This is a genomic window from Microbacterium sp. NPDC089695, assembly GCF_044749085.1.
GTDB lineage: Bacteria > Actinomycetota > Actinomycetes > Actinomycetales > Microbacteriaceae > Microbacterium.
Map to the genome: position 1 here is coordinate 70997 of NZ_JBIVHG010000001.1, position 23576 is coordinate 94572.

General features: G+C 69.7%; 27 protein-coding genes and 1 tRNA gene. 7 read left to right on the forward strand and 21 right to left on the reverse strand.

The features are described 5' to 3' along the window. Nucleotide 1: 1 nt before the first annotated feature. Together pstA and pstB are read left to right on the forward strand one after the other, a co-directional pair. Nucleotides 2–1099, forward strand: a complete 1098-nt coding sequence (gene pstA / locus ACIPYT_RS00385; RefSeq protein WP_401069278.1) for a phosphate ABC transporter permease PstA — start codon at nt 2–4, stop codon at nt 1097–1099. A 35-nt stretch (nt 1100–1134) separates the two neighbouring features. Continuing rightward, entirely contained in the window at nt 1135–1914 is a 780-nt protein-coding gene (gene pstB, locus ACIPYT_RS00390; protein ID WP_401069281.1) for a phosphate ABC transporter ATP-binding protein PstB, read from the forward strand. A 133-nt stretch (nt 1915–2047) separates the two neighbouring features. On the opposite strand, the gene ACIPYT_RS00395 is transcribed toward pstB, so the two are convergent. The 4 genes from ACIPYT_RS00395 to sigK all read right to left on the reverse strand — a co-directional run bounded on the left by ACIPYT_RS00395 (nt 2048) and on the right by sigK (nt 5139). Continuing rightward, nucleotides 2048–2932, reverse strand: a complete 885-nt coding sequence (locus tag ACIPYT_RS00395) for an aminodeoxychorismate lyase (protein WP_401069284.1) — start codon at nt 2930–2932, stop codon at nt 2048–2050. A gap of 164 nt (nt 2933–3096) precedes the next feature. Further along, nucleotides 3097–3726, reverse strand: coding sequence for a DNA-directed RNA polymerase subunit beta (locus tag ACIPYT_RS00400; protein ID WP_401069286.1), 630 nt, complete (start codon nt 3724–3726; stop codon nt 3097–3099). A 28-nt stretch (nt 3727–3754) separates the two neighbouring features. After that, nucleotides 3755–4540 (reverse strand): anti-sigma factor domain-containing protein, encoded by a 786-nt coding sequence (locus ACIPYT_RS00405; RefSeq protein WP_401069289.1) that lies wholly within the window; start codon nt 4538–4540, stop codon nt 3755–3757. After that, nucleotides 4537–5139 carry an ECF RNA polymerase sigma factor SigK gene (gene sigK / locus ACIPYT_RS00410; protein WP_401069292.1) on the reverse strand — a complete coding sequence of 201 codons (603 nt, stop codon included), beginning with the start codon at nt 5137–5139 and terminating at the stop codon, nt 4537–4539. The genes ACIPYT_RS00405 and sigK overlap by 4 nt, the downstream gene beginning before the upstream one ends. Nucleotides 5140–5348: 209 nt before the next feature. Between sigK and ACIPYT_RS00415 the strand changes: the two genes are divergently transcribed. Both ACIPYT_RS00415 and ACIPYT_RS00420 read left to right on the forward strand, forming a co-directional pair. Continuing rightward, entirely contained in the window at nt 5349–6005 is a 657-nt protein-coding gene (locus ACIPYT_RS00415) for a fasciclin domain-containing protein (RefSeq protein WP_401069295.1), read from the forward strand. Between the two features lie 533 nt (nt 6006–6538). Continuing rightward, nucleotides 6539–7051, forward strand: coding sequence for a hypothetical protein (locus ACIPYT_RS00420; protein WP_401069298.1), 513 nt, complete (start codon nt 6539–6541; stop codon nt 7049–7051). Here ACIPYT_RS00420 and ACIPYT_RS00425 read toward each other — a convergent pair. Beyond that, the gene (locus tag ACIPYT_RS00425; RefSeq protein ID WP_401069301.1) at nt 7018–7620 is read right to left on the reverse strand and encodes a class I SAM-dependent methyltransferase; all 603 of its coding nucleotides are present in this window, start codon (nt 7618–7620) and stop codon (nt 7018–7020) included. The genes ACIPYT_RS00420 and ACIPYT_RS00425 overlap by 34 nt on opposite strands. A 131-nt stretch (nt 7621–7751) precedes the next feature. Here ACIPYT_RS00425 and ACIPYT_RS00430 point away from each other — a divergent pair, with 131 nt between their 5' ends. Further along, nucleotides 7752–8300, forward strand: coding sequence for a type 1 glutamine amidotransferase domain-containing protein (locus ACIPYT_RS00430; protein WP_401069303.1), 549 nt, complete (start codon nt 7752–7754; stop codon nt 8298–8300). A 24-nt stretch (nt 8301–8324) separates the two neighbouring features. On the opposite strand, the gene ACIPYT_RS00435 is transcribed toward ACIPYT_RS00430, so the two are convergent. Then, complete coding sequence (locus tag ACIPYT_RS00435; RefSeq protein WP_401069305.1) at nt 8325–8846, reverse strand: CGNR zinc finger domain-containing protein; 522 nt, start codon at nt 8844–8846, stop codon at nt 8325–8327. Nucleotides 8847–8871: 25 nt separating this feature from the next. Between ACIPYT_RS00435 and ACIPYT_RS00440 the strand changes: the two genes are divergently transcribed. Next, complete coding sequence (locus tag ACIPYT_RS00440) at nt 8872–9072, forward strand: hypothetical protein (protein WP_401069308.1); 201 nt, start codon at nt 8872–8874, stop codon at nt 9070–9072. A gap of 21 nt (nt 9073–9093) precedes the next feature. On the opposite strand, the gene ACIPYT_RS00445 is transcribed toward ACIPYT_RS00440, so the two are convergent. The 13 genes from ACIPYT_RS00445 to ACIPYT_RS00505 all read right to left on the reverse strand — a co-directional run bounded on the left by ACIPYT_RS00445 (nt 9094) and on the right by ACIPYT_RS00505 (nt 20374). Then, nucleotides 9094–9705 carry a M23 family metallopeptidase gene (locus ACIPYT_RS00445; protein ID WP_401069311.1) on the reverse strand — a complete coding sequence of 204 codons (612 nt, stop codon included), beginning with the start codon at nt 9703–9705 and terminating at the stop codon, nt 9094–9096. After that, nucleotides 9702–10232 carry a DUF1697 domain-containing protein gene (locus ACIPYT_RS00450; RefSeq protein ID WP_401069313.1) on the reverse strand — a complete coding sequence of 177 codons (531 nt, stop codon included), beginning with the start codon at nt 10230–10232 and terminating at the stop codon, nt 9702–9704. The genes ACIPYT_RS00445 and ACIPYT_RS00450 overlap by 4 nt, the downstream gene beginning before the upstream one ends. Further along, on the reverse strand, nt 10229–10807 hold the full coding sequence (locus tag ACIPYT_RS00455; RefSeq protein WP_401069316.1) for an isochorismatase family protein: 579 nt from the start codon (nt 10805–10807) through the stop codon (nt 10229–10231). Before ACIPYT_RS00455 ends, ACIPYT_RS00450 begins: the two co-directional genes overlap by 4 nt. 96 nt (nt 10808–10903) lie before the next feature. After that, nucleotides 10904–10979 (reverse strand) — tRNA-Thr (locus ACIPYT_RS00460). Between the two features lie 54 nt (nt 10980–11033). After that, nucleotides 11034–12566 (reverse strand): alpha/beta hydrolase, encoded by a 1533-nt coding sequence (locus ACIPYT_RS00465; protein WP_401069319.1) that lies wholly within the window; start codon nt 12564–12566, stop codon nt 11034–11036. A gap of 20 nt (nt 12567–12586) precedes the next feature. Further along, nucleotides 12587–13744, reverse strand: coding sequence for a DNA polymerase III subunit delta' (locus ACIPYT_RS00470; protein ID WP_401069322.1), 1158 nt, complete (start codon nt 13742–13744; stop codon nt 12587–12589). A gap of 92 nt (nt 13745–13836) precedes the next feature. Next, nucleotides 13837–14466, reverse strand: a complete 630-nt coding sequence (gene tmk / locus ACIPYT_RS00475; protein WP_401069324.1) for a dTMP kinase — start codon at nt 14464–14466, stop codon at nt 13837–13839. After that, a complete protein-coding gene (gene topA, locus ACIPYT_RS00480; RefSeq protein WP_401069327.1) occupies nt 14463–17333 on the reverse strand; it encodes a type I DNA topoisomerase in 2871 nt (956 codons plus the stop codon). Before topA ends, tmk begins: the two co-directional genes overlap by 4 nt. Nucleotides 17334–17430: 97 nt before the next feature. Continuing rightward, a complete protein-coding gene (locus ACIPYT_RS00485; protein WP_401069330.1) occupies nt 17431–17760 on the reverse strand; it encodes an Rv3654c family TadE-like protein in 330 nt (109 codons plus the stop codon). Nucleotides 17761–17827: 67 nt separating this feature from the next. After that, entirely contained in the window at nt 17828–18202 is a 375-nt protein-coding gene (locus ACIPYT_RS00490; RefSeq protein ID WP_401069332.1) for a TadE family type IV pilus minor pilin, read from the reverse strand. Continuing rightward, nucleotides 18202–18408: a DUF4244 domain-containing protein gene (locus tag ACIPYT_RS00495; RefSeq protein WP_401069334.1), complete on the reverse strand. Its 207-nt coding sequence runs from the start codon at nt 18406–18408 to the stop codon at nt 18202–18204. Before ACIPYT_RS00495 ends, ACIPYT_RS00490 begins: the two co-directional genes overlap by 1 nt. A gap of 50 nt (nt 18409–18458) precedes the next feature. Further along, nucleotides 18459–19385, reverse strand: coding sequence for a type II secretion system F family protein (locus ACIPYT_RS00500; protein WP_401069337.1), 927 nt, complete (start codon nt 19383–19385; stop codon nt 18459–18461). After that, nucleotides 19379–20374 (reverse strand): TadA family conjugal transfer-associated ATPase, encoded by a 996-nt coding sequence (locus tag ACIPYT_RS00505; protein WP_401069340.1) that lies wholly within the window; start codon nt 20372–20374, stop codon nt 19379–19381. Before ACIPYT_RS00505 ends, ACIPYT_RS00500 begins: the two co-directional genes overlap by 7 nt. A gap of 420 nt (nt 20375–20794) precedes the next feature. Here ACIPYT_RS00505 and acs point away from each other — a divergent pair, with 420 nt between their 5' ends. Continuing rightward, nucleotides 20795–22762 (forward strand): acetate--CoA ligase, encoded by a 1968-nt coding sequence (acs, locus tag ACIPYT_RS00510; RefSeq protein ID WP_401069343.1) that lies wholly within the window; start codon nt 20795–20797, stop codon nt 22760–22762. Between the two features lie 72 nt (nt 22763–22834). On the opposite strand, the gene ACIPYT_RS00515 is transcribed toward acs, so the two are convergent. Together ACIPYT_RS00515 and ACIPYT_RS00520 are read right to left on the reverse strand one after the other, a co-directional pair. Continuing rightward, nucleotides 22835–23293, reverse strand: a complete 459-nt coding sequence (locus tag ACIPYT_RS00515) for a RidA family protein (RefSeq protein ID WP_401069346.1) — start codon at nt 23291–23293, stop codon at nt 22835–22837. Next, a complete protein-coding gene (locus ACIPYT_RS00520) occupies nt 23290–23514 on the reverse strand; it encodes a hypothetical protein (RefSeq protein WP_400818513.1) in 225 nt (74 codons plus the stop codon). The genes ACIPYT_RS00515 and ACIPYT_RS00520 overlap by 4 nt, the downstream gene beginning before the upstream one ends. Nucleotides 23515–23576: the final 62 nt, after the last annotated feature.

Here is a 23576-nt window from a genome sequence, read left to right on the forward strand (position 1 = left end):
CATGACCGCCACACTGACCCCCACCCCGGTCGCCGCGACCACGCACACGACCTCCGCCGGCCATCTTCCCAAGTGGGGCCCGTGGGCACTGCTCCTCGTGGCCTTCGCGGTGTCCGCCTCGATCTTCGCGTTCATGAACGCGGGGGGCGACCCGGCCGACTTCAACATCGCTCTCACGCTCGTCGTGGGTCTGCTGTTCTACATGGCGCTGATCTTCGTGATCTCCTCCGTGGTCGAGAGCCGCCGCCACGCGGTCGACCGCCTCATGACCGCCCTGGTCTCGGGCGCCTTCGTCGTGGCGCTCCTGCCCCTCGTCTCGCTGCTCTACACCGTGGTCGTGAACGGCCTCATGCGGTTCGACGGCGAGTTCTTCAGCTTCTCGATGCGCAACATCGTCGGCGAGGGCGGCGGCGCCGTGCACGCCATCTGGGGCACGCTGCTCATCACCCTCGGCGCGACGATCATCTCGGTGCCGATCGGCCTCATGACCTCGATCTACCTGGTCGAGTACGGCGAGGGCCGCAAGCTCGCCCGGGGCATCACCTTCCTGGTGGACGTCATGACCGGCATCCCGTCGATCGTGGCCGGTCTGTTCATCTACTCGGTGTTCGCCCTGATCGTCGGCCCGGGAACGAGGATGGGCATCATGGGCTCACTCGCCCTGTCGGTGCTCATGATCCCGGTCGTGGTGCGCGGCTCCGAGGAGCTGTTGCGCATCGTGCCGAACGAGCTCCGCGAGGCCGCGTACGCGCTCGGCGTGCCGAAGTGGCTCACGATCCTCAAGGTCGTGCTGCCGACGGCGATCGCCGGCATCACGACGTCGATCATGCTCGCGATCTCCCGCGTGATCGGCGAGACGGCCCCGCTGCTGCTCACGGTCGGCATCGTGCAGGGCATGAACACCAACATGTTCAGCGGGCAGATGGCGACATTGCCGGTGTTCTCGTACATGCAAGCGAAGTATCCCGGCATCCCGGTGGACGCGTACCTCGAGCGCGCCTGGGCCGCCGCCCTCACCCTCATCGTCATCGTGATGGTGCTGAACCTCCTGGCGAGGATCATCGCCAAGGTGTTCGCCCCCAAGACTGCCGGCCGCTGAGCCGTTCACACCCGACTGAACAAGAAGGATCACTCGTGTCCAAGAGCATCGAAGTCAACGACCTCAACGTCTACTACGGCGACTTCCTCGCCGTCGAGGGCGTCAGCATCGACATCAAGCCCAACACCGTCACCGCGTTCATCGGGCCGTCGGGATGCGGCAAGTCGACGTTCCTCCGCACCCTGAACCGCATGCACGAGGTCATCCCCGGCGCCCGCGTCGAGGGCGAGGTGCTGATCGACGGCAAGAACCTCTACGGCCCCAGCGTCGACCCCGTGCTCGTGCGTCGCCAGGTCGGCATGGTCTTCCAGCGTCCGAACCCGTTCCCCACGATGTCGATCAAGGAGAACGTGCTCGCGGGTGTGAAGCTGAACAACACGCGCATGTCGAAGAGCGACCAGGACGCCCTGGTCGAGAAGTCGCTGAGCGGCGCGAACCTCTGGAACGAGGTCAAGGACCGTCTCGACAAGCCGGGCTCGGGCCTCTCCGGCGGTCAGCAGCAGCGTCTGTGCATCGCCCGCGCGATCGCCGTGTCCCCCGACGTGATCCTCATGGACGAGCCCTGCTCGGCCCTCGACCCGATCTCGACCTTCGCGATCGAGGAGCTCATCGCCGAGATCAAGTCGCAGTACACGGTCGTGATCGTGACGCACAACATGCAGCAGGCGAGCCGTGTCTCCGACAAGACCGCGTTCTTCAACATCTCCGGCACCGGCAAGCCGGGCAACCTGATCGAGTACGACGACACGTCGACGATCTTCACGACCCCGTCCGTGCAGGCGACCGAGGACTACGTCTCGGGCCGCTTCGGGTAAGCATCCGCGCCGGTCGGGATTCCCCGGGAACCCCGACCTCGCACCTCTCGGCCGGCGTGTCCACTGTGGACACGCCGGCCGCGGCGTTCGCGGCCTGCGATACCTCCGGGCTCCGCGTGACGCGGCGCCCGGGTCAGTCCCTCGGAGACAGGAGGTACTCGTTCAGTTCGCGCGTGAGAGCGTGGTCGACCGGGATCTCGACGCCGTCCACGGCCGTGATCGGCGCCGCGAGCCGCACGCTCGACACGAGCCAGGCCGCATCGACGGACGTCAGCTCGGATGCCGGGATCCGGGCGTACTCGGCGGCGAAGCCCCGCGCGGCGAGATGCTCGTACACGCTCAACTGCGTCGTGCCATGCAGGATGCCGCCGTTCGGCGCCGGGGTCAGGAAGCGGTCCCCGACACGGATGATGAGGGATGCCGTCGGCGCCTCGAGCACGAATCCGTCGCGCGACAGGAAGACGGCGTCGTCGGCCCCGCGGCGGTGCGCCTCGCGCAGCGCGGCCATGTTGACGGCGTACGACAGGGTCTTGGCCCCGAGGAGCAGCCAGGGCGCGTTCTGCGCGACGTCGAGGTCGTAGCCGCGGTCGAGCGTGACGACCCGCACGCCGCTCTCGCGTGCGTGGGTGAAGTCGGCCGCGGGCGCCACCGTGACCCACGCGGTCGGCGTCGGCCCGTGCTCGACGCCGCGGCTGAGGATGAGCTTGATCACGTACTCGCCGTCGCCGCAGCCCGCAGCGGCCGTGTCGATCGCATGATGCCACTGCGTCTGATTGGGCGCCGGCAGATCGCAGAGTCGCGCCGAGTGGGCGAGACGCTCGAGGTGCGGCACGACCTCCTGCGCGTGCCGGTCGACCACGCCGATCGACTCGAACACGCCGTCGCCGCGTTGCGTGCTCAGTTCCCCCACGCTGAGCGCCGGGGCGGCGGCATCCACCGTCGTGAACGTGTCGACGAAGTCGGCGCGGTCGCTGTCGGCGTCGGCGGGGTCGATCATGAGGGCGAATCGCTGGGCCATGCCCCGAGCCTACGCCGCGGGGAATACCCGCCGCCGCATCGCGTTACACTGGAACAGGCCGGGCCGCATAACCCCGGGCTCCATTTTTCGCCGCTGCGAGCGGCCTTCCGCCGAGAGGCGTTCTTGCGGCCCGGTCTTCTCCTGTCCGGACGCGGCCACGCGGTTCAGGCCAGTGCTCCCGTGCGCCACAGGACGGCGGCGGCAGAGAGGTCCTGCGCGTAGCTGCTGAGCCGCAGAGCCCGGGTCGTGAGCTCGCTCGCCCGCGCGGGCTCCGTCGCCTCATAGTCGTCGGCCGTGTGCGTGGCACCCGACGCCTGCACCCGGCAGAACGCCGCCGCCCGGTCGAGAGCGACCGCGAAGTCTCCCCGGAACGCCCCGCGCAGGATCGTGTCGATCAGCACCACGAGCTCGTCGGGGTTCGCCGGCACGGGAGCGCCGGCGATCACGACATCCGCCGACGGCAGCTCGACACGCCCGCGCTCGTACAGCAGCGCCGCGGTCTGCGGGTCCGCGTGGATCGCGAGCTGCAGCAGATACAGCCGCCAGAGCGCGCCGGGCAGCGTCCGCGAGGGCGCCTTCGACCACAGCTCCGCGATCTCGTCGATCCCGTGCTCCGCGGTGAAGGCTACGAGCCGGTCGGCGCTCACGCCGCTCTCGTCGGCGCGCACGCGGGTGAGCAGAGCGGATGCCGTCGCGTGCGCGATCCGCGTCTCCTCGGCCGGATCGTGGGTCCCGACGATGTTGTCGAAGGCACTGGTCGGACGACGCACGGGGCGGGAGAACTGCTCGGGCATCACTCCAGGGTACGCGCGTCCCGCGACCTCAGGCGGTCGGGATGACGACGATCGGCTCGGAGGTCGGCGTGCCGGTGGGCGACCCTCCGGCCTGCTCCACCGTGACGGCGATCGCGTCGCCCTCGTGCATCTCGCCGTCGAGCAGTGCGGTCGCCCCGCCGTCGTGCGCATCGAACACGCCTGCGGAGACCGGTTCGTCGCCACGCACGAACCAGAGCTCGTACGACTCGTCGTCGGGCAGCGTGGCGATGCCGTCGGCCACGAGCACCGCAGTGCCGAGAGACGCCGACCAGTGCGCGGTCGCCGATCCGCCGTCCGCGAGCTGCACGGTCGCCTGCTGGGCGTCGCTCGCGCCCCGGATGTCATCGAGGGCGACGACGCTCGCCGGGCGGTTCATGTAGTCGTTGATCGCGGCCGTGCCGACGCCTACTCCGACGAGGAGCGCGAGGCAGGCGGCGAGTGCGAACAGGATGCGCAGCGGTCGCCGTTCACGGCGGGCGTGAGCGGCAGGGACATGGCGCTCGTCGACGTTCTCCGCAGCGGTCGTCTCCGGCGCCCGGACCGGCTCGACGTGCGAGTCGCCGTTCTGCGGTGTCGACGCGATGCGCTCCATCAGCGCGGCCCGGATCGACGCGGGCGGAGTCACGGGCGTCGCCGCGTATGCGAGGAGGGCTGCCGTCTCGGCATCTGCATCCACGTCGTCCCCCCATCCTGCGTTCGCCGCGAGAGCAGCGTGATAGCGCTGCTGGTCGTCGGGAGACAGCGCTCCGAGCGCCGCTCCTGCCGCGAGTTCTCTGAATTCGCTCTCGTTCATGCTGCCGTCACCCCCAGGGCGATGCGCAGACGGCTCAGGCCGTCTCGCATCCGTGTCTTGATGGTCCCCAACGGCGCTCCCAGGAGCACCGCCACCTCGTTCTGACTGTAACCGCCGTAGTAGGCGAGCACGAGGGCTTCGCGCTGCGCCTCGGGAAGTCCTGCGAGAGCGTTCACGACCTTCTCGCCCTCGATGCCCAGCTCCACCCGCTCCGCGACACTGTCGTGCGCGACGCCGATGTCCCTGTACCCGGCCTTCACATCCCGGTCCGCGCTGGACTGGGATGCTCTGACCCGGTCGACCGCACGGCGGTGCGCGATCGTCATGATCCAGGTTCTTCCCTGCCCCTTGTTCGGAGCGAACTTGGAAGCGGATTGCCAGATCTCCAGGAAGACCTCCTGCAGCACCTCTTCGCTCTGCGAGCGGTTCACGAGGACGCGGAGGATGAGGCCGAACACGCGACTGGACAGCATGTCGTAGAGATCGGCGAACGCCCGCTCATCGCCGTCGCGCACACGGAGGAGCAGGTCGGCGACAGCATCCCGTGCCGTACCGTCCTCGGGTACGTCCATACCGTCGATGACCATCTCTACAAGCATGCCGTATCCACCTCCCTTCTCTACGCAACCGTCACCGGAACGTGAGAGAAAGTGCCGTCCGTCTCAGACTCTTCGCTGCACACGCGTCGAACGGATTGGATCCCGGCGCGGAGAACGTCCTCGAATTTTTTCCCATCCGATCTCCGAGGGGTTCCGAACACCTGTCAACGCCGCGGAGAGGCCGCGGCACAGTTCTGAAGGAGCTCGAGATGTTCAGCACCAAGAAGAAGATCACCGCAGCGATCACCCTCGGTCTGGCAAGCGCGTTCGTGCTCGCCGGATGTTCCATGGGCGGATCGTCCGATGAGCCGATGGAGTCCTCGGCGCCCGAGACGTCGGAGTCGACGGCTCCCGAGACGATGGATCCTGCAGCGGACCTCGTCGGCTCCGGTTGCGCGGCATACGCCGAGGCTGTGCCGGACGGCGCAGGATCGGTCGAGGGCATGTCCAAGGACCCGGTCGCCGTCGCGGCCTCCAACAACCCGCTCCTCACCACGCTGGTGTCGGCGGTGAGCGGCCAGCTCAACCCTGACGTCAACCTCGTCGACACGCTGAACGGCAGCGAGTTCACGGTGTTCGCCCCGGTCGACGACGCGTTCGCGAAGATCGACCCGGCGACCATCGAGTCGCTCAAGACCGACAGCGCGACGCTGACCTCGATCCTCACGTACCACGTGGTCCCCGGCCAGATCGCTCCGTCTGACATCGACGGCACGCACACGACGGTCCAGGGCGCTGACCTGACGGTCACCGGCAGCGGCGACGACATCATGGTCAACGACTCCGCCAAGGTCATCTGCGGTGGCGTCCAGACCGCCAACGCGACCGTGTACCTCATCGACTCGGTGCTGATGCCCCCGATGTGATGACGCTGCGCCGAGTCTGATCTCGGTGCACTCATCCCGCTGCCAGGGGAGGACGGCGGGATGAACCCGGAGGGGCCGTCGACGACGGGAGTTCGTCGGCGGCCCCTTCTTCGCGCCTTCGGACGCCATCGTCCCGATGGGCATCGGGTTAGGATGAGACGGTCGGCCTCGCGGCCGATGAACGGGCCTTTAGCTCAATTGGCAGAGCAGCGGACTTCAACGAAATAGGAGCGCCCCGGGGGAAACGCCGGGGATGACACCACTCAAAGTCGGGGAACCCTTCCTGGAGACAGATGGCGATCCCGAGCCAAGCCGGACACCGTCCGGAAGGTGTAGAGACTGGACGGGTGGCACCTTCGGCGAGAGCCATGGTGAAGGGACAGTCCAGACCACGAACATCCGCAGGGATGGCGGCGAAAGCCGAAGTGGCAGGTTAATCCGCGGGTTGTGGGTTCGATCCCCACAGGGCCCACCAGTACGACTCCTACGTCGGCGCCACTCACTATCCTCGGCGCAGACGAGCGAGGAGCGCCATGTCCGACACGAGCCGAGATGCGCGACGATGCAGCTCGTGCGGCACTGTGAAGACCCGCGCCGATTTCAACCGGAAGAGGTCACGTGCCGACGGGCTGCAGGAGGTCTGCCGCGACTGCAACCGCAAGTCCTCCCGCGACTACTACCGCCGCAATCGTGAGCACCACCTCGCCGTGGTCCGCGCTCGGACGGCCGCGCAGCGCGCCGCTGCCACGGATCTCGTGGCGACCCACCTTCGTGAGCACCCGTGCACGGACTGCGGAAATGACGACCTCAGGGTCCTCGACTTCGACCACCGTCCGGGCGAGGGCAAGCGGGATGCCGTGATGGCGATGGTGCGCAACGGCTTCTCCCGGGCGGTTCTCCTGGCCGAGATCGCGAAGTGCGACGTCCGGTGCCGCAACTGCCACGCGATCGCGACCTACGAGCGGATGGGCACGACCTGGCGTTCTCGGGCGATGGCCGAGCATTCCCCTGATCACACGTTAGGCGCATCCCAGGAGAGCAGGTAGCGGTAGTACAGGCCCCGAGGGATGCGGGCTCCCGGGAGGAACTCGGCGGCGACCGTACGGATGTCGGCGAGCGACTCGTGTGCCGGAGCCGTCGGCACGCCGATGTCCCGCGTCTCACCGTGCGCGAGTGAGCCCAGCCGGACGATCGGCAGCGTGACCGCGGAGAACGTCCAGTCGGCGATGGATCGGTTCGCAGAGAGGCCCACGACCAGCAGTGTTCCGCCGGGACGCAGGAGATCGACCGCTCGTGCGAGGGCCGTACGCGCATCCATGTGGTGGAGCGTCGCGACCATGCAGACCAGGTCGAACGATCGCCGCGGTTCGTCGAGCGACGCGAGATCCACCTGACGGATGCTCGCCCGCGGGGTCTCGGCGACCCGCGCGTGAGCCCGCGCCGCGGCACTCGGATCGGGTTCGATGCCGACGACCTCGAGTCCGGCGTCGGCCAGCCGGCGCACGAGGAGCCCGTCGCCGCATCCGATGTCGAGGGCGCGCCCCCTGGGGTGTCGGGCGGCGTGACGGAGGATCCACGGGTGATACGCCGCATTGTGGTTCCAGTACTCGCTCACCCGAGCAGTCTGTCAGCAGCGCCGTAGCAGCGAGGCCGCGTCGTGGCCACCCCCTTCCCGGCGTCTGCCGTTCGCGAGAGGGTCGAATCGTCTCCGAGAACCGGGACGACTCCCCCACGAAAGGACGCATCATGGCGACTCTGACCGACAGCCGCGTGGCATTCCTCGCGACCGATGGATTCGAGGACAGCGAGCTGACCAGCCCGTGGGAGGCCGTGCAGGCCGAGGGCGCGAGCGCGACGCTGATCGCCCCCGACGGGCAGCAGATCACGGGCAAGAACGGCCACGTGCAGCACGTCGACCTCACGTCCGACTCCGCGAGCGCCGACGAGTTCGATGCTCTCGTGCTCCCTGGCGGCGTCGTGAACGCCGATCACCTGCGGATGGACGGGGCCTCGGTCGCGCTCGCTCGGACGTTCTTCGAACAGCACAAGCCGGTCGCCGTCATCTGCCATGGAGCCTGGATCCTCATCGAGGCCGGCGTCGTCGACGGCCGCCGGCTCACGAGCTACCCGAGCCTGAAGACCGATCTCCGCAATGCCGGCGCGGACTGGGTCGACGAGGAGGTCGTGGTCGACGCGGGCCTCGTCTCGAGCCGCACCCCGGATGACCTCCCCGCGTTCAACGCGAAGCTCGTCGAGGAGATCGCCGAAGGGAAGCACGCCGGGCAGACGGCCTGATCTCCGACCTCCGGCGGTCCGTCGTCATCCGCTCGCACGCGCGCGGTGCCGACGGACCGCCGCTCTGTTGGCGCAGCGCACCGAGCAGAACCTCTGGCGACCGTTGCGAGTGACATCGACGACCACGTTCGTGCACGGCGACGCCGCGCAGCGCGCCAGGCGGTCCATCCCGCGCGTGACGAGATGCAGCGACGTTCCGACCGCGATGATCGCGCGCAGCACGAACGGGAGCGACTGCACGTCGTCGCGGTAGTGCAGATGCCACCCCTCGCCGTCATGGTTCGTGAGACGGGGATACGCCGCGGCCTGCGCCATCTGCGCGTTCAGCAGACGCGCACGCTCGGACGGGTCGGTCTCGTCGACGATCCGCAGCCAGTCGTCGATGACGTCGCGGACGCGTGCGTGGTCGTCGGGTTCGACCGGGAACTTCATCGTCATGCCCATGTCGAGCGTGCGCTGCTCGATGCCGGCTCGATCTGCAGGCCAGTCGTCGGCGAGGGATGCCGCGAGCAGGACCGCGTATTCACCGTAAGGGTTGAGATGCATAAGGCCATTACATCACGCTGAACCCATGACCTCACTGCACACACTCCCGATCCCCCAGCAGACCGCGCGGACGCACGAGCACGCGTGGGTCGCCGAGTCCCGGCATCCGACCAGCGAAGGCGTCGTCGTCTACGTGCGCTGCGGCGACTGCGGAACGCGCCGGGTCGACCTCCAGGAGCGTCCGTCGATGCCGCCCCGCGCACTCAGCACTGACCTCCGTCACTGACGACCCCGGCACCCGCACCGCTCACACGACGACGATCTCACCCGAGTGCGGGAGCGTCAGAGCGCCGTCCGGTCTGCGGAACACCAGCGGCATCCCGCACCCGTCGCGGTCGAGCTCGACCGACACCTGCACGTGCACGTGCGGTTCTGTGCTGTTGCCGGAGTTGCCGCACTCACCCAGCACATCTCCGGTGCGCACCGACGCGCCGATCGACGGATGCACGCTCCCCCGGCGCAGGTGCGCCACGAGCACGAGCGCGCCGTCATCGAGACGGAGGACGACGTGATTGCCCGCAATGGCCGGCGCGCCCCCGCGGACCAGGGATGCCTGACCGAGCGCGTAGGCGAGCAGCGCGATCGGAGACCGCCGGGCGACGTGGTCGGACTCCCCGTCGACCGGTGCCAGAATCGGGCGACCGAAACCCACGAAGCGTTCCGGCGGCTCGGTGCCGAAAACGCTCGCCAGGCCTCGCGGCGCTGTGCGCCCGGCAGCATCCACGGGCACGAAGTCGATCGCGTGCGAGGAGCCGTACAGCGTGGTCCCGTGACTGGGGATGCGGTCCGCCGGGCTGTTCTGCACGAGCCAGCGCCCGGCGAACGGGAACGAGAGCACGTGCGGCCCGGCAGCGGTCATGCGGTCAGCTCGAGCAGTTTCCGCGTGGTCCGCAGGTTACGGGCGGTGCCGGCGACACCGAGAGCCCGATCGAGGACCGCCCTGGTGAGCTTGGTGCTCTGCACGCCACCGTCGCCGTAGTCGATCCACAGGTCGTTCCCCACGAGCGAGATCCGCTCCCCCGGCCGCAGACGCTCGCGCAGCGCGTCCATTGCGCCGGCCCTCGGCGCCGCCTCCAGGAACATCGCGTGCAGCATCTTGTCGGAGGCATCGGCGAACGGCAGCCGCGCGAGCGCCTTCTCGAGCGCATCGTGGGATCTGTGGATGACGGGAGTGTCGACGTCGAACTCCGCGGCGATGATCCCGCGGACGCGAGCGCACACCGCATCCGCATCGGACGGGCGCGCGCAGATCACGTTGCCGCTCGCGATGTATGTCGTGACGTCGTCACCCAACTCGGGGGCGAGCACCTCGCGCAGCCGCGCCATCGGCACCTTTCCGTGACCGCCCACGTTCACTGCGCGCAGCAGCAGGACGCTGCGGCTCACGCGTCGCGGCTCTCCGCCAGGATCGCGCCGGCGTGCGCGAGTTCCGCGAGCGCGGCCTCGCTCGGCGCCGCGGCGACCCCGGCTATGAGATCCGTGAAGACGCGCACCCGCACGCCGTGGGCGATCGCGTCGAGCGCGGACGCGCGCACGCAGTGGTCCGTCGCGAGGCCCACGACATCTGCGCTCAGCACGCCCGCAGCTGTCAGCACCGCTCCCACCGTGTCGTCGCCTGCCGTCCCCTCGAACATCGAGTAGGCGGGCTCTCCCTGGCCTTTGTGCACGTGGTGGGTGATCGCATCGGTGGCGAGCAGCGGATCGTAGTCGGCCCCCTCTGAGCCGGCCACGCAGTGCACGGGCCAGCTGTCGACGAAGTCGGGCGCGTCGGCGAAGTGCCCGCCGTTGTCGCCATCGGGGTCATGCCAGTCGCGCGAGGCGATGATCACCGCGTAGTCGGTCGCGTGCTCGGCGAGGAAAGCCGTCACAGCGGCGGCGACGGCATCACCGCCCTCGACCGCGAGAGCACCGCCCTCGGTGAAGTCGTTCTGGACGTCGACGATCAGAAGCGCTCTGCTCATGCTCCGAGAGTACGCCTGCACCGCCCCCGCGTTCGAGGCGGACCTCTCGGTGGAAACCAGAAGGCCCCGTGATGTTCTTCGCATCACGGGGCCTGGTGGAGCCGCTTGTCAGAATCGAACTGACGACCTTTTCATTACGAGTGAAATGCTCTGCCGACTGAGCTAAAGCGGCGCGATCATCGATATTACCCGTTCCGGGGCCGCTCCGCGAATCGAGCGGATCCGACTAGCAGCGCAAGCCGTCTTCGGGCACCGTGTCGTCGAGGAGGAATGACTCCACCGCGTCGTCGACGCAGGAATTCCCCTTGTTGTAGCCGGTGTGCCCCTCACCTTCGCGGGTCACGAGCACGCCCTCCGAGAGCTGCGCCGCGAGCGACTCCGACCACTCGTACGGGGTCGCCGGATCGTTCGTCGTGCCGACCACGACGATGGGGCCCGCGCCCTCCGCGGTGATCTCGCCACGGGTGCCGGTGGGCGGGTACGGCCACACCGAGCACGAATCAGGGCCGTCCCAGTACGGGGCGATGGTGGGCGCGCCCTCGGCGATCTCCGCGGTGGTCGCCGCCTCGGCCGCCGGGTCGTCCTCGACGGGGTAGTCCATGCAGTTGTAGGCCCGGAACGCCTCCGAGGAGTTGTCGAGGTATTGACCGTTCTCGCGTCCGTTGTAGAAGTCGGCGAGCAGGAACGCGGTCGACGGATCGCCCTGCAGCGCTCCCTCGAACGCCTGCGTCAGGTACGGCCAGCTCTCGGCCGAGTACAGAGCCGCGATGATGCCGGTCATGAGGGAGTCCGCCCCCAGCATCCGCCCGTCGCCGTTCTCGAGCGGTACCGCATCGACGCTCGCGAGCAGTGCGCCGAGATCGGCCATGGCCTCGTCGACGGTGCCGCTGAAGGGGCACTCGCCCGAATCGAGGCAGTCCTGCATGTAGGCGCGAAGCGCCGACTCGAACCCCAGCGCCTGCGTCGCACCGACCTCGAGACCCGACACCGCCGGATCGATCGCGCCGTCGAGCACGAGCCGACCGGCCTTCTCGGGGTACAGGTTCGCGTACGTCGCGCCCAGGAACGTGCCGTACGAGTAGCCGAGGTAGTTCAGCTGCGTGTCGCCCAGCACGGCGCGGATGAGGTCCATGTCGCGTGCGGCGTTGACGGTCGTGATGAACGGGAGGATGCCGCCGCTGTTGGCCTCGCAGGCATCGGCGAACTCCTTGTGCCCCTCGAGCAGCTCCGCCTCCCAGGCGGCGCTGCCGCGCGGTGCCGCCGGAATCGTGTACAGGTAGTCGTCCATCTCCGCCGCGTCGAAACAGGTCACCGCGGTCGACGCCCCGACGCCGCGCGGGTCGAAGCCGATCACGTCGTAGTTCTCGATCAGAGCCGGGCCGACCACACTCGACAGACTGTCGCGGACGAAGTCGACGCCGCTCCCGCCCGGGCCGCCGGGGTTCGTCAGCAGCGAGCCCTGCGCGGTGCCCGTCGCCTGGTGGCGCACGACGGCGAGGGTGATCTCGCCGGCCTCGGGGTTCTCCCAGTCGAGAGGCGCCGTGACGTCGGTGCAGTCGAAGCCCGTCTCGCCGCAGTCGGTCCAGGTGAGCGTCTGACCGTAGAAGGGCAGGAGCTCTGCCGCGACGCCGTCGGTGTCGGGTGCGTTGGTGGCCGAGGGCTTGGGGGCGGCGTCCTGCGGGATCATCGCGTACAGACAGCCGGAGAGCGTCAGCGATGCCACGGCGAGGCCGGCGACGGCGGCGAGGGCGCGTCGCACCCGGGAAGTCGATCGAGTGTTCACGGTGTCCTCCCGCTCGCGACGGTCACGAGCAAGCTCTCGAGGGCGAGCAGCGGAGCGACGTTGCGCTCCAGCGACTGCCGGGTCTCGGCAAGGTGGTCGAGCACGACGAGCGTGCGGGTCTCGGGCCACGAGGACGCGAGACCGGCGAGCTCGTCGTGGAGCTCGCGGTTGATGAGCTCGGAATCGCGGCCGAACTGGAGCATCACCACGTCACGGAACAGCGACTGCAGATCGGTGAGAACGCGGTCGATGCCGTCGCGGAGGCTGCGGGTGGCACGCTTCTTCTGTTCGTCTTCGAGCGCGGAGATCTGCGCGCGGAGCGCGGGCGGCACCGCCTGCCCCTCGGCGATGCCCACCGTGCGGAGCAGCGTCGCCCGCTCGGACGCGTCACGTTCGGCGGTGAGCGCCTTGGCGTCGTCGGTCGCCGCCTGGATGATGCGACCGGCCACCTCGACGGCGTCGTTCACGCCGCGCACCCCCAGCACCGAGCGCAGTGTCTCGTCACGACGTCGGCGGGCGGCGTCGTCGGTCGCGAGGCGCTGCGCCATGCCGATGTGCCGTTGGGCATGCCGCGCGGCCTGCTCGGCGATCACGTCGTCGACTCCGGTGCGCATCGAGATGAGCCGGGCGACGTCGCCCACGTCCGGTTCGCGGAGTCGCAGCGACCGCACCCGCGAGCGGATGGTCGGCAACAGGTCGGCCTCGCTGGGCGCGCAGAGGATCCACACGGTCTGCTCCGGTGGCTCCTCGAGCGCCTTGAGGAGGACGTTCGACGTGCGCTCGACCATTCGATCGGCGTCTTCCACGACGATCACGCGGTACCGTCCCGCCGACGGTGCGAAGTACGAGCGCTCGACCAGCGCGCGGGCCTCTGCGATCGTGATGATGACCTTGTCGGTGCGCAGCGCCGTGACGTCGGGGTGCGTGCCGGCCAACACCTGCCGCATGGTCGCCTCGTCGTCGGGATGATCCGCCACGAGTGCCGCGGCGAACGCGTACGCCAGAGTCGATCGCCCCGACCCGGGCGGACCCGTGATCAGCCACGCGTGCGACAGCGCGGCCGGATCGGCGGCGGCGCCGCGCAGCGTCTCGACCGCCGCGTCCTGCCCCCATACGTCGACCCACGGGAATGGGGCGGTGACGATCGGGGTCATGCACTCAGCCTAATCGGGAGCGCCGACATGCGGGCACACGGAGCATCGACCCTGTGCACGACGAGCGGCGCACGGCGCGGGGAGCACAGCGCTCAGTCGAGGAGCTCTCCGACCCGAGCGCGGATGCGTGCCGCGAGATCGTCGGCCGAAGCGGACGCGTCGAGCACCAGGAAGCGCGCGGGTTCCGCATCCGCCAGCCCGAGGTACGCCGCGCGGACGCGTGCATGGAAGTCGATCTGCTCCGCCTCCAGGCGATCGAACGGCTTGTCGTCCGCGTCGAGGCGCACGCGGGCCTCGCTCGGATCGAGATCGAGCAGCACCGTGAGGTCGGGAAGCGCGCCCTCGGCCGCCCACAACGACAGCTCGCGGATCTCGGTGCCGTCGAGCACCCGACCCGCACCCTGGTAGGCCACGGACGAGTCGAGGTACCGGTCCTGCAGCACGACCTCGCCTCGTTCGAGGGCGGGGCGGACGACGGTCGCGACGTGGTGCGCACGATCCGCCGCGTACAGCAGAGCCTCGGCACGGGGCGCGATGTCGCCGCGATGGTGCAGCACGATGTCACGGATCAGCTGTCCGACCTCCGAGCCGCCGGGCTCCCGGGTGCGGACCACGGTGCGACCGGCATCCTCGAGCCACCCCTCCAGCAGGTTCGCCTGCGTGGTCTTGCCCGAACCGTCACCGCCCTCGAGCGTGATCCACACTCCCCGCTCCGAGGTCACGAACCCGCACTCTTCTTGGCCGCGTTCGCGGCACGCGTCGCCGCCGCCTTCTTGGCTGCGGCCGATCGCGCGGCGGCCTTCTCGGCATCCGTCTGCGTCTTCTTCGCCGGGGCCTTCTTGGCGGCGGGCTTCTTCGCCGGAGCCTTCTTGGCCGGGGCCTTCTTGGCCGGGACCTTCTTGGCCGGGACCTTCTTGGCTGCGGCGCCTCGGGCTCCGCGCTTGGGGGCCGGGCCCTTGGCGCGCTTGTCGGCGAGCATCTGCACCGCGATCTCGAACGTGATGTCCTCGGGCTTCTGGCCCCGCGGGATGGTGACGTTCGTCTCGCCGTCCGTGACGTAGGCGCCGAAGCGCCCATCACGGATGCGGATGGGCTTGCCGCTCACGGGGTCGGCCTCGAACTCGGCCAGCGCGCTGGCGGCGCGCCGCGAGCCCGCCCCGTACTTCGGCTGCGCGTAGATCGCGAGCGCCTGGTCGAGCGTCACGTCGAAGATCTGCGATTCGCTCTCGAGCGACCGCGAGTCCGTGCCCTTCTTGAGGTAGGGACCGTAGCGTCCGTTCTGGGCCGTGATCTCGTCGCCCGACTCGGGATCCGTGCCCACCACGCGCGGGAGGTTGAGCAGCTGCAGCGCCGTGTCGAGGTCGATCGTGTCGACCGACATCGAACGGAACAGCGAACCGGTACGCGGCTTGGGCGCCGCCTCCTTCTTCGCGCCGCGCTTGGGCTTGGGCGCTTCGACGACCTCGCCGGTCGCCTCGTCGACCGCGGCGTCGTCGGCGACCGGTTCGTTCTCCTGCACGTAGGGTCCGAAGCGCCCGTCCTTGACGACCACGACCTTGCCGTTGTCGGGGTTGACGCCCAGGACGCGGTCTCCCGCGACGGGTGCGTCGATGAGCTCCTGCGCCTTGACGGCCGTCAGCTCGTCCGGCGCGAGATCCTCCGGCACGTTCACGATGCGCGGCTTCTCGTCGGGAGCCTCGGGGTTCGCGACCTCGAGGTACGGTCCGTACTTGCCGAAACGCAGCGTCGCCGTGTCGGTGATGCGTGTGGAGTTGAGGGCACGGGCGTCGATCTCGCCGAGGTTGTCGACGACCTGGCGCAGACCCACCTGCGAATCGGAGCCGTAGTAGAAGGAGCGCAGCCACTCGACGCGCTTCTGCTCTCCGCGAGCGATCGCATCGAGGTCGTCTTCGAGGGCAGCGGTGAAGTCGTAGTCGATCAGGTCGGCGAAGTGCTCCTCGAGCAGGCGGACGACGCTGAAGGCGAGCCACGTGGGCACGAGCGCCTGACCGCGCTTGGTGGCGTAGCCACGGTCGATCACGGTGCCGATGATGCTCGCGAACGTCGAGGGACGCCCGATGCCGTGCTCTTCGAGAGCCTTCACGAGCGAGGCCTCCGTGTAGCGCGGCTTGGGTGTCGTGCGGTGGCCCTTCGCCTCGGCATCCGTGATCCCGAGTTCGTCACCGACCGCGACGGCAGGGAGCGACTGATCGTCGGATGTGTCCTGCGAGTTGCGCTTCTCGTCGCGGCCCTCCTCGTACGCCTCGAGGAAGCCCTTGAAGGTGTAGACGGTGCCGGATGCCGTGAACTCGGCGTTCTGCCCGGCGGCGTCGACCGCGATCGTGACCGTCGTGGTCTCGTACTTCGCATCGGCCATCTGGCTCGCGACGGTGCGCTTCCAGATCAGGTCGTAGAGACGGTGCTCCTCGCGATCGAGCTCCGACGACACCGACGAGGGCGTGCGGAAGTTCTCACCGGAGGGACGGATCGCCTCGTGCGCCTCCTGGGCGTTCTTGCTCTTCGACTTGTAGACGCGGGGCTTGAGGGGAACCGCACCGTCGCCGTACAGCGACACGGCCTGGCTCCGCGCCGCCTGCACCGCCTGGGTGCTCAGCGCCGTGGAGTCGGTTCGCATATAGGTGATGTACCCCTTCTCGTAGAGGCGCTGGGCGACGCTCATCGCCTGCTTCGCACTCATCGAGAGCTTGCGCCCGGCCTCCTGCTGCATGGTGGAGGTCGTGAAGGGCGCGTACGGGCTGCGGGTTCCTGGCTTGGCCTCGACCTTGGTGACCGTTCCGGCTCCGGCGGCGTCGACCGCCGCCGCGAGGGACGCGGCCTTCTTCTCGTCGAGCACGACGACGGCCTTCTTGAGCGTGCCGAGGTCGTCGAAGTCGGTGCCGCGGGCGAGCTGGCCTCCGTCGACGCGGACGAGGCGCACCTTGAACCCGGACGTCGACGAGGCGAGCGCCTCGACGTCCCAGTACTCGGCCGACACGAACGCCATGCGCTCGCGCTCCCGATCGACGATCATGCGGGTCGCCGCGGACTGCACACGACCGGCGGACAGGCCGGTCTTCACCTTGTACCAGAGGACCGGCGACACGTCCCAGCCGTAGAGGCGGTCGAGGATGCGGCGGGTCTCCTGCGCGTCGACGAGATCGATGTCGAGCTCGCGCGTCTTCCCGACCGCGGCCTGGATCGCATCCTTGGTGATCTCGTGGAACACCATGCGCTTGACCGGGATCTTCGGCTTGAGCGTCTCGAGGAGGTGCCACGCGATGGCCTCTCCCTCGCGGTCTTCATCAGTCGCGAGGAGGAGTTCGTCGGCGGTCTTGAGGGCGCGCTTGAGCTCGGCGACGGTCTTCGTCTTGCGATCCGAGACGACGTAGTACGGGTCGAAGTCGTTGTCGACGTCGATCGAGTACTTGCCGTACGCCTGCTTGTCGGCCGCGGGGATGTCCTTCTTGTCGGCGAGGTCGCGGATGTGGCCGACCGAGCTGAGCACCTCGTAGCCGTCGCCGAGGTAGCCCTGAATCGACCGCATCTTCGTCGGGGACTCGACGATGACGAGCTTCTTGCCTTGAGCCAAGGGAGCATCCTTTCTTCGAAGCACACCATACACACCGCTGTGATGGGTTGGTCACAGCGGTGGCCCACGTCGCGCGGGACTGCGCTTCGCTTCGCCGTCATCTCTCCTCGGGTGGCCCGGCACGGGCGCGGGAGACGGCGGCGAGTCCAGCGTACGCCGCCTGGACACGCACGGTCGCCACGGCGTCTGCGACGTCGCACTCCACGAGACGGGCGCCGGAGGCCGCCGCGACCCGAGCGGCAAGGCCGCACGGCGTCTCGGCGGTCGGTACCGCGCCGCTCGATGCGTCGGCGGCGGCGAGCGCGGCCGCGTCGGCGGCACCGGCCGCTCGCTGAGCCGTCACGGCCGCTCCGCCGACCGCCGCCAGCCCCAGCGCGAGCGCGGCGGACACCGTCAGCACGCCCGCCGCGAGTGCGGTACCGGCCATCAGAGCGCCCCGCGAACGAGTGACGGTCGCGCGCGTGCGTCGGCGTGCCCGACGCACGCGGCGGACATCATCGCCCGTCCCCCAGCGCACAGCTCGACGCCTCGATCGGGAGCCGGAGCACGGCGAGGGCGACCTCTGCACGTGCCGTCACGCACACGAGGCCGTCGTCCGCGCGACTCGACATCGACGCGCCCGGAACGGCCCTTCCCACCGCGGCGTGCGCGGCACCGGCATCCTCACCGCGCCCGAGCAGGCGCGCGGCGTCGGCGGCGGCATCCTGGAGCGCGACGTGCCGTGCGCCTGCGCCGAGCGCTCCCGCGCCGAGCAGAAGCGCCAGCACGACGGCCGGTAGCGCGAGGGCGAGCTCCGCCGCCGCCGACCCGCGTTCATCGGATGCGGCACGGGCCGGACGCCGGGTAGGTCGAGAGCGCGCCGCGCACATCACGACACCGTGAGGGCGCGACGCACGAGGTCGGTGAGGATGCCCCGCACCTCGTCCGAGCGCATGATGACGACCAGGAGGCCGGCGAACGCGACGGCCGCCATGGTCGTTATCGCATACTCGGCGGTGGCCGCTCCGCTCTCGTCGCCGAACAGGGCGGCGGCACGTCGGGCCGTGAGGTGCGGCAGCGATGGGGTCGTGGTCATGGTGGTCCTTCTCTCTGTCAGGAGCGCGGGATGCGCCCGGGTCGACGCCGTCACAGCGGCAGCGGGGTGGATCCGAGGACGCTCAGCAGCAGTGGTGCGACGCCGAGCAGGAGGAAAGCGGGGAGCGTGCAGACGCCGAGCGGGATCAGCAGCCTGGTCGACAGTGCTGCGGCGCGGAGTCGGCCGGCCACGCGGGCGTCGTGCCGTTCCTGAGCCGCGGTCGCGCGCAGCAGTTCGACTGCGGGAACCCCGGCCGACCGCGAGAGGTCGAGGACGGCGCGCAGGCGCGCCTCGTCGACCGCGCCGTGGTCGTAGTCCCCGGTCGTGGCCGCGTCGGCACTCGTCGTCGCGTCGGCGACGAGACGGAGTGCACGATCGGCCGAGATCCCGCCCGACAGCGCGACCGCCATGAGCTCGGCGCGCAGCCCCGGCGTGCCGGGCTCGGACTGCGCCCGACGCAGGAGCCGTGCCGTCCAGAGGCGCGCCGCGAGAACCAGCAGGAGGCCGAGCACCACGCACACCGCGCCCGCCGGGGTGCCGACGATGACGCCGATCGTGTCGAAGCCGAACGCGAAGCCGAGCAGGAGCCCGGCCAACGGCATCCACAGCAGCATCCGCGCCGTGCCCGCGGGCTCGGCGAGAGCGATACGGACGTCGTCGGACGTCGTCGCGGCGTCTCGCAGCGCTCCGGAGATCGATCGGAGCACGTCGGCGAGCGGCGCGCCGACGACACCCGCGACCTCCCAGGCGGCGGCGACGTCGCGCCATGCTCCCCCCTCGGCCTCGATCGCGCCGACGAGCGGCCTGCCCTGGTCGCAGCGCCGCACGACCTCGGTGGCCACGGGATCGTCGATGTCGGCCAGATGCCGCCAGGCGGCACGCGGCGCCGCGCCGGCCTGCAGCAGCACGGCGAGGGTCTGCACCGTGGCCGCAGCGGTCGCGTCGGGCGGCGGAACCCGTGCCGCCCGCCTCACCATTCCCGCACCTCTTCTATGGACAGGCGGTCTCCGAGCATCGTGAGCGTCCCGGCGCACGCGATGCGACGGCGACCGTCCGGCGTCCGATCGAGGTGCAGCACGATGCCGAAGGCGCTCACCGCCTGCCGAGCCAACGCCGTCGCGTCGAGACCGGCGAGCGCTCCGAGCGCCTCGAGCCGGGCGGGGACATCGTGCAGACCGCTGGCGTGCAGGGTTCCGGCACCGCCGTCGTGTCCGGTGTTCAGCGCGCTGAGGAGCTCGCGCACCTCCTCGCCCCGGCATTCGCCCACCACGAGCCGGTCGGGCCTCATCCGCAGCGACTCGCGCACGAGCCGTGCCAGGCTGATGCCGCCGGCCCCCTCGAGGTTGGGCTGTCTGGCCTCGAGCGCCACGTGATGCGGGTGGCGGGGGCGGAGCTCGGCGACGTCTTCGATCGTGACGATCCGCTCGGCCGCGGGCGCCTGCGTGAGAAGTGCCGACAGCAGCGTCGTCTTGCCCGTGCCGGTGCCGCCCGAGATGAGGATGTTGGCGCGAGCGGCGACGAGGTCGCGCAGTCGCTCGTGCTGCCGCTCGTCGAAGGCCCCTCGTGCGGCGAGAGCGGCGAGGTCGGCCGCTCTCACCCGGGGGATGCGGATCGACAGCGCCGTCCCGGATGCCGCGACCGGCGCGAGCACCGCGTGCACACGCACGCCGGATGCCAGACGGACGTCGACGCAGGGTGCCTGGTCGTCGACATGACGACCGCCGAGCGCGATCAGCGAGACCGCGAGGTCGCGTACCTCCCGCTCGGACGCCCGCCAGCCGTCCACCGGCTCGGCACCTGCTCCCCTGTCGACGAAGAGACCGGCCGTGCCGTTCACGAACACGTCGGTGACCCGTTCGTCGGCGACATGCCGGGCAAGCGGCCCGAAAGCGGGATCGAGGACGAGCTCGCGGTGGGCGTCGACGCCTCCGGACGCACGGGGTTCGATCACGAAGGGTTGGCTCATGCGACGACGCTACGCACGGCCGCCCGCTCCCGACGGCGCCGGTGGAAGCCTTCACCGGATGCTGTGCAGAACTCCGCCGCCACGGCATCCGTGCACAGCGAGACATGAGCAGGGAGACAGGTGCGAACAGCTGCCCATCTACGCCGTCTGAGACGGAGAAGGGCGGCACCTCACGGGGGGAATGAGATGCCGCCCACGGCGACCCTTTCGGGGGAATCGGGCACGCCAAGGCCGGAATGAAGAATTCGGCTGTCGTCGAGTGTACGCAAGGCGACCGTCCTGACAAAACCCGTCTCGGATACCGACTTTCGGCGGTAGGCGAACGTCTGCGGCCCCGACTAGATTCGCCCTCACGCGGTCTCGTCACCCCACGGGATCGCGCCCGCACGACCCTGCCACGCCGCAAAGGAGCGCCTGCCGATGAGCAGCCAGATCGACCATCTCCTCGATGAGACCCGCACATTCCCGCCGTCCGCCGAGTTCGTCGCACAGTCGGTCTCCTCCCCCGAGCTGTACGAGCGTGCGTCCGCCGATCGTCTGGACTTCTGGGCCGAGCAGTCGCGGGAACTCCTCGAATGGCACACGCCCTTCACGCGCACCCTCGACTGGTCGACGCCGCCGTTCGCCAAGTGGTTCGACGACGGCGAGCTCAACGTCGCCTACAACTGCCTCGACCGCCATGTCGACGCGGGCAACGGCGACCGCGTCGCCCTGCACTGGGAGGGTGAGCCCGGGGATGCGCGCAGCATCACGTACGCCGAGCTCACCGAGGAGGTCAAGCGCGTCGCCAATGTGCTCGAGGGTCTCGGCGTCGGACACGGCGACCGCGTCGCGATCTACCTGCCGATGATCCCCGAAGCCGTCGCCTCGATGCTCGCGGTCGCCCGCGTCGGAGCGATCCACTCGGTCGTGTTCGGCGGCTTCAGCGCCGACAGCCTCCGGGCGCGCATCGACGACGCCGGCGCGAAGCTCGTCATCACCGCCGACGGCGGATACCGCAAGGGCAAGGTCTCGGCCCTGAAGCCCGCGGTCGACCAGGCGCTCGCCGACCGCGGCGACGGGGAGCAGCAGACCGTCGAGCACGTGCTCGTCGTCAAGCGCGGCGGCAACGAGGTCGAGTGGGACGAGGAGCGCGACCTGTGGTGGCACGACGTCGTTCCCGCGGCATCCGCGGAGCACACGGCGCAGGCGTTCCCGGCGGAGAACCCGCTGTTCATCCTGTACACGTCCGGCACGACCGGCAAGCCCAAGGGCATCCTGCACACCTCGGGCGGCTACCTCACGCAGGCCGCGTACTCGCACAAGTACGTCTTCGACCTGCATCCCGAGACCGACGTCTACTGGTGCACGGCCGACATCGGCTGGATCACCGGCCACAGCTTCGTCACCTACGGGCCGCTCGCGAACGGCGCCACCCAGGTCATCTACGAGGGCACCCCGGACTCGCCGCACCCCGGTCGCTGGTGGGAGATCATCGAGAAGTACAAGGTCTCGATCTTCTACACGGCACCGACCGCGATCCGCTCGTTCATGAAGATCGGCCGCAGCGTGCCGCAGAAGTTCGACCTGTCGTCGCTGCGACTGCTCGGGTCGGTGGGCGAGCCCATCAACCCCGAGGCGTGGATCTGGTACCGCGACGTGATCGGCGCCGGCACGACACCGATCGTCGACACGTGGTGGCAGACCGAGACGGGAGCCATCATGGTGTCGGCTCTGCCCGGTGTCACGTCGACCAAGCCCGGGTCGGCCCAGGTGCCGCTGCCCGGCATCTCGATCGACGTGGTCGACGAGTCGGGAGCCGACGTCGGCAACGGCAACGGCGGGCTGCTGGTGATCACCGAGCCGTGGCCGAGCATGCTGCGCGGCATCTGGGGCGACCCCGAGCGCTACAAGGAGACCTACTGGGAGAAGTTCGAGAAGCAGGGCTACTACTTCGCGGGCGACGGCGCCCGACTCGACGGCGACGGCGACCTGTGGCTGCTCGGTCGGGTCGACGACGTCATGAACGTGTCGGGGCACCGCCTCTCGACCGCCGAGATCGAGTCTTCTCTCGTCGCTCACGAGGCGACCGCCGAGGCCGCCGTGGTCGGGGCGTCCGACGAGACCACCGGTCAGGCCGTCGTGGCGTTCGTGATCATCAAGGAGAGCTACCTGTCGGCCCACGACCCGGCGGGGCTCGCCCAGCAGTTGCGGCTGTGGGTGGGCGAGCAGATCGGTGCGATCGCCCGTCCGCGCGACGTCTACATCGTCGGAGAGCTGCCCAAGACCCGGTCGGGCAAGATCATGCGCCGCCTCCTGCGCGACGTCGCGGAGGGCCGCGAGGTGGGCGACACCACGACGCTCGCCGACACCGCGGTGATGAGCATCATCTCGGCGCAGGTCAAGTAGCGGGGAAGAGAAACGCCCCCTCCCGAACGGGAGGGGGCGTTTCACATGTGCGCCCTGATCGGGCGACCGCGATCAGGCGAGGATGAACGTGACCTCGACCTCGACCGGGCTGTCGAGCGGAAGCACCGGCACCCCCACGGCGGCGCGGACGTGGCGGCCGGCATCGCCGAAGATCTCGCCGAGCACCACGCTCGCGCCGTTGATCACACCGGGCTGTCCGGTGAACTCGGGAACGGATGCGACGAAGCCGCCGACCCGCAGCACCCCGGCGATGCGGTCGACGCCGCCCGCGGCATCCGCTGCCGCTGCCAGGGCGTTCAGCGCGCACGTGCGGGCATAGGCGTTCGCGTCCTCCGCGGTGACCTCGGCGCCCACCTTGCCGGTCGTCGGCAGCGCACCGCCGGAGAAGGGCAGCTGTCCCGAGGTGTAGACGAGTCCGTCGTGGACGACGGCCGGCACGTATGCGGCCACGGGGGCGGCGACGGCGGGGAGCTCGATGCCGAGCTCGGCGAGACGTGCGGAGATCGTCATGCCGCACCTCCTTCGAACTGGCGCGCGGCCTGCTCGGCGGCGGCGAGTCCGGCGTTACCCGCAGCGTCCCCGCCGACCGGGCGCTTGAAGTAGGCGACGAGCCCACCTTCGGGCCCCTGGACGACCTGCACGAGCTCCCAGCCCTGCTTGCCCCAGTTGTTGAGGATCGCGGCCGTGTTGTGGATCAGCAGCGGCGTGGTGAGGTACTCCCACGTGGTCATGGCTCTCCTGTCTGGCGGCACCCGCGCTCGCGGGTGCGTCAAAGGCGGTATTCAGGGAACTC

Coding starts and splice junctions, on each gene's coding strand:
- ACIPYT_RS00400 (WP_401069286.1), bottom strand. CDS start 3,726: ATGCCCGAGCAGTTCTCCCGCCCCGTGCGTCGTCCGACCAGTGCCTTC.
- ACIPYT_RS00420 (WP_401069298.1), top strand. CDS start 6,539: ATGTCCGACACGAGCCGAGATGCGCGACGATGCAGCTCGTGCGGCACT.
- acs (WP_401069343.1), top strand. CDS start 20,795: ATGAGCAGCCAGATCGACCATCTCCTCGATGAGACCCGCACATTCCCG.
- sigK (WP_401069292.1), bottom strand. CDS start 5,139: ATGCTTGTAGAGATGGTCATCGACGGTATGGACGTACCCGAGGACGGT.
- ACIPYT_RS00455 (WP_401069316.1), bottom strand. CDS start 10,807: ATGAGCAGAGCGCTTCTGATCGTCGACGTCCAGAACGACTTCACCGAG.
- ACIPYT_RS00430 (WP_401069303.1), top strand. CDS start 7,752: ATGGCGACTCTGACCGACAGCCGCGTGGCATTCCTCGCGACCGATGGA.
- ACIPYT_RS00445 (WP_401069311.1), bottom strand. CDS start 9,705: ATGACCGCTGCCGGGCCGCACGTGCTCTCGTTCCCGTTCGCCGGGCGC.
- pstA (WP_401069278.1), top strand. CDS start 2: ATGACCGCCACACTGACCCCCACCCCGGTCGCCGCGACCACGCACACG.
- ACIPYT_RS00440 (WP_401069308.1), top strand. CDS start 8,872: ATGACCTCACTGCACACACTCCCGATCCCCCAGCAGACCGCGCGGACG.
- ACIPYT_RS00490 (WP_401069332.1), bottom strand. CDS start 18,202: ATGTGCGCGGCGCGCTCTCGACCTACCCGGCGTCCGGCCCGTGCCGCA.
- ACIPYT_RS00435 (WP_401069305.1), bottom strand. CDS start 8,846: ATGCATCTCAACCCTTACGGTGAATACGCGGTCCTGCTCGCGGCATCC.
- ACIPYT_RS00520 (WP_400818513.1), bottom strand. CDS start 23,514: ATGACCACGTGGGAGTACCTCACCACGCCGCTGCTGATCCACAACACG.
- ACIPYT_RS00470 (WP_401069322.1), bottom strand. CDS start 13,744: ATGACCCCGATCGTCACCGCCCCATTCCCGTGGGTCGACGTATGGGGG.
- ACIPYT_RS00415 (WP_401069295.1), top strand. CDS start 5,349: ATGTTCAGCACCAAGAAGAAGATCACCGCAGCGATCACCCTCGGTCTG.
- ACIPYT_RS00495 (WP_401069334.1), bottom strand. CDS start 18,408: ATGACCACGACCCCATCGCTGCCGCACCTCACGGCCCGACGTGCCGCC.
- ACIPYT_RS00500 (WP_401069337.1), bottom strand. CDS start 19,385: ATGGTGAGGCGGGCGGCACGGGTTCCGCCGCCCGACGCGACCGCTGCG.
- ACIPYT_RS00395 (WP_401069284.1), bottom strand. CDS start 2,932: ATGGCCCAGCGATTCGCCCTCATGATCGACCCCGCCGACGCCGACAGC.
- ACIPYT_RS00505 (WP_401069340.1), bottom strand. CDS start 20,374: ATGAGCCAACCCTTCGTGATCGAACCCCGTGCGTCCGGAGGCGTCGAC.
- ACIPYT_RS00405 (WP_401069289.1), bottom strand. CDS start 4,540: ATGAACGAGAGCGAATTCAGAGAACTCGCGGCAGGAGCGGCGCTCGGA.
- ACIPYT_RS00515 (WP_401069346.1), bottom strand. CDS start 23,293: ATGACGATCTCCGCACGTCTCGCCGAGCTCGGCATCGAGCTCCCCGCC.
- ACIPYT_RS00485 (WP_401069330.1), bottom strand. CDS start 17,760: ATGGCCGGTACCGCACTCGCGGCGGGCGTGCTGACGGTGTCCGCCGCG.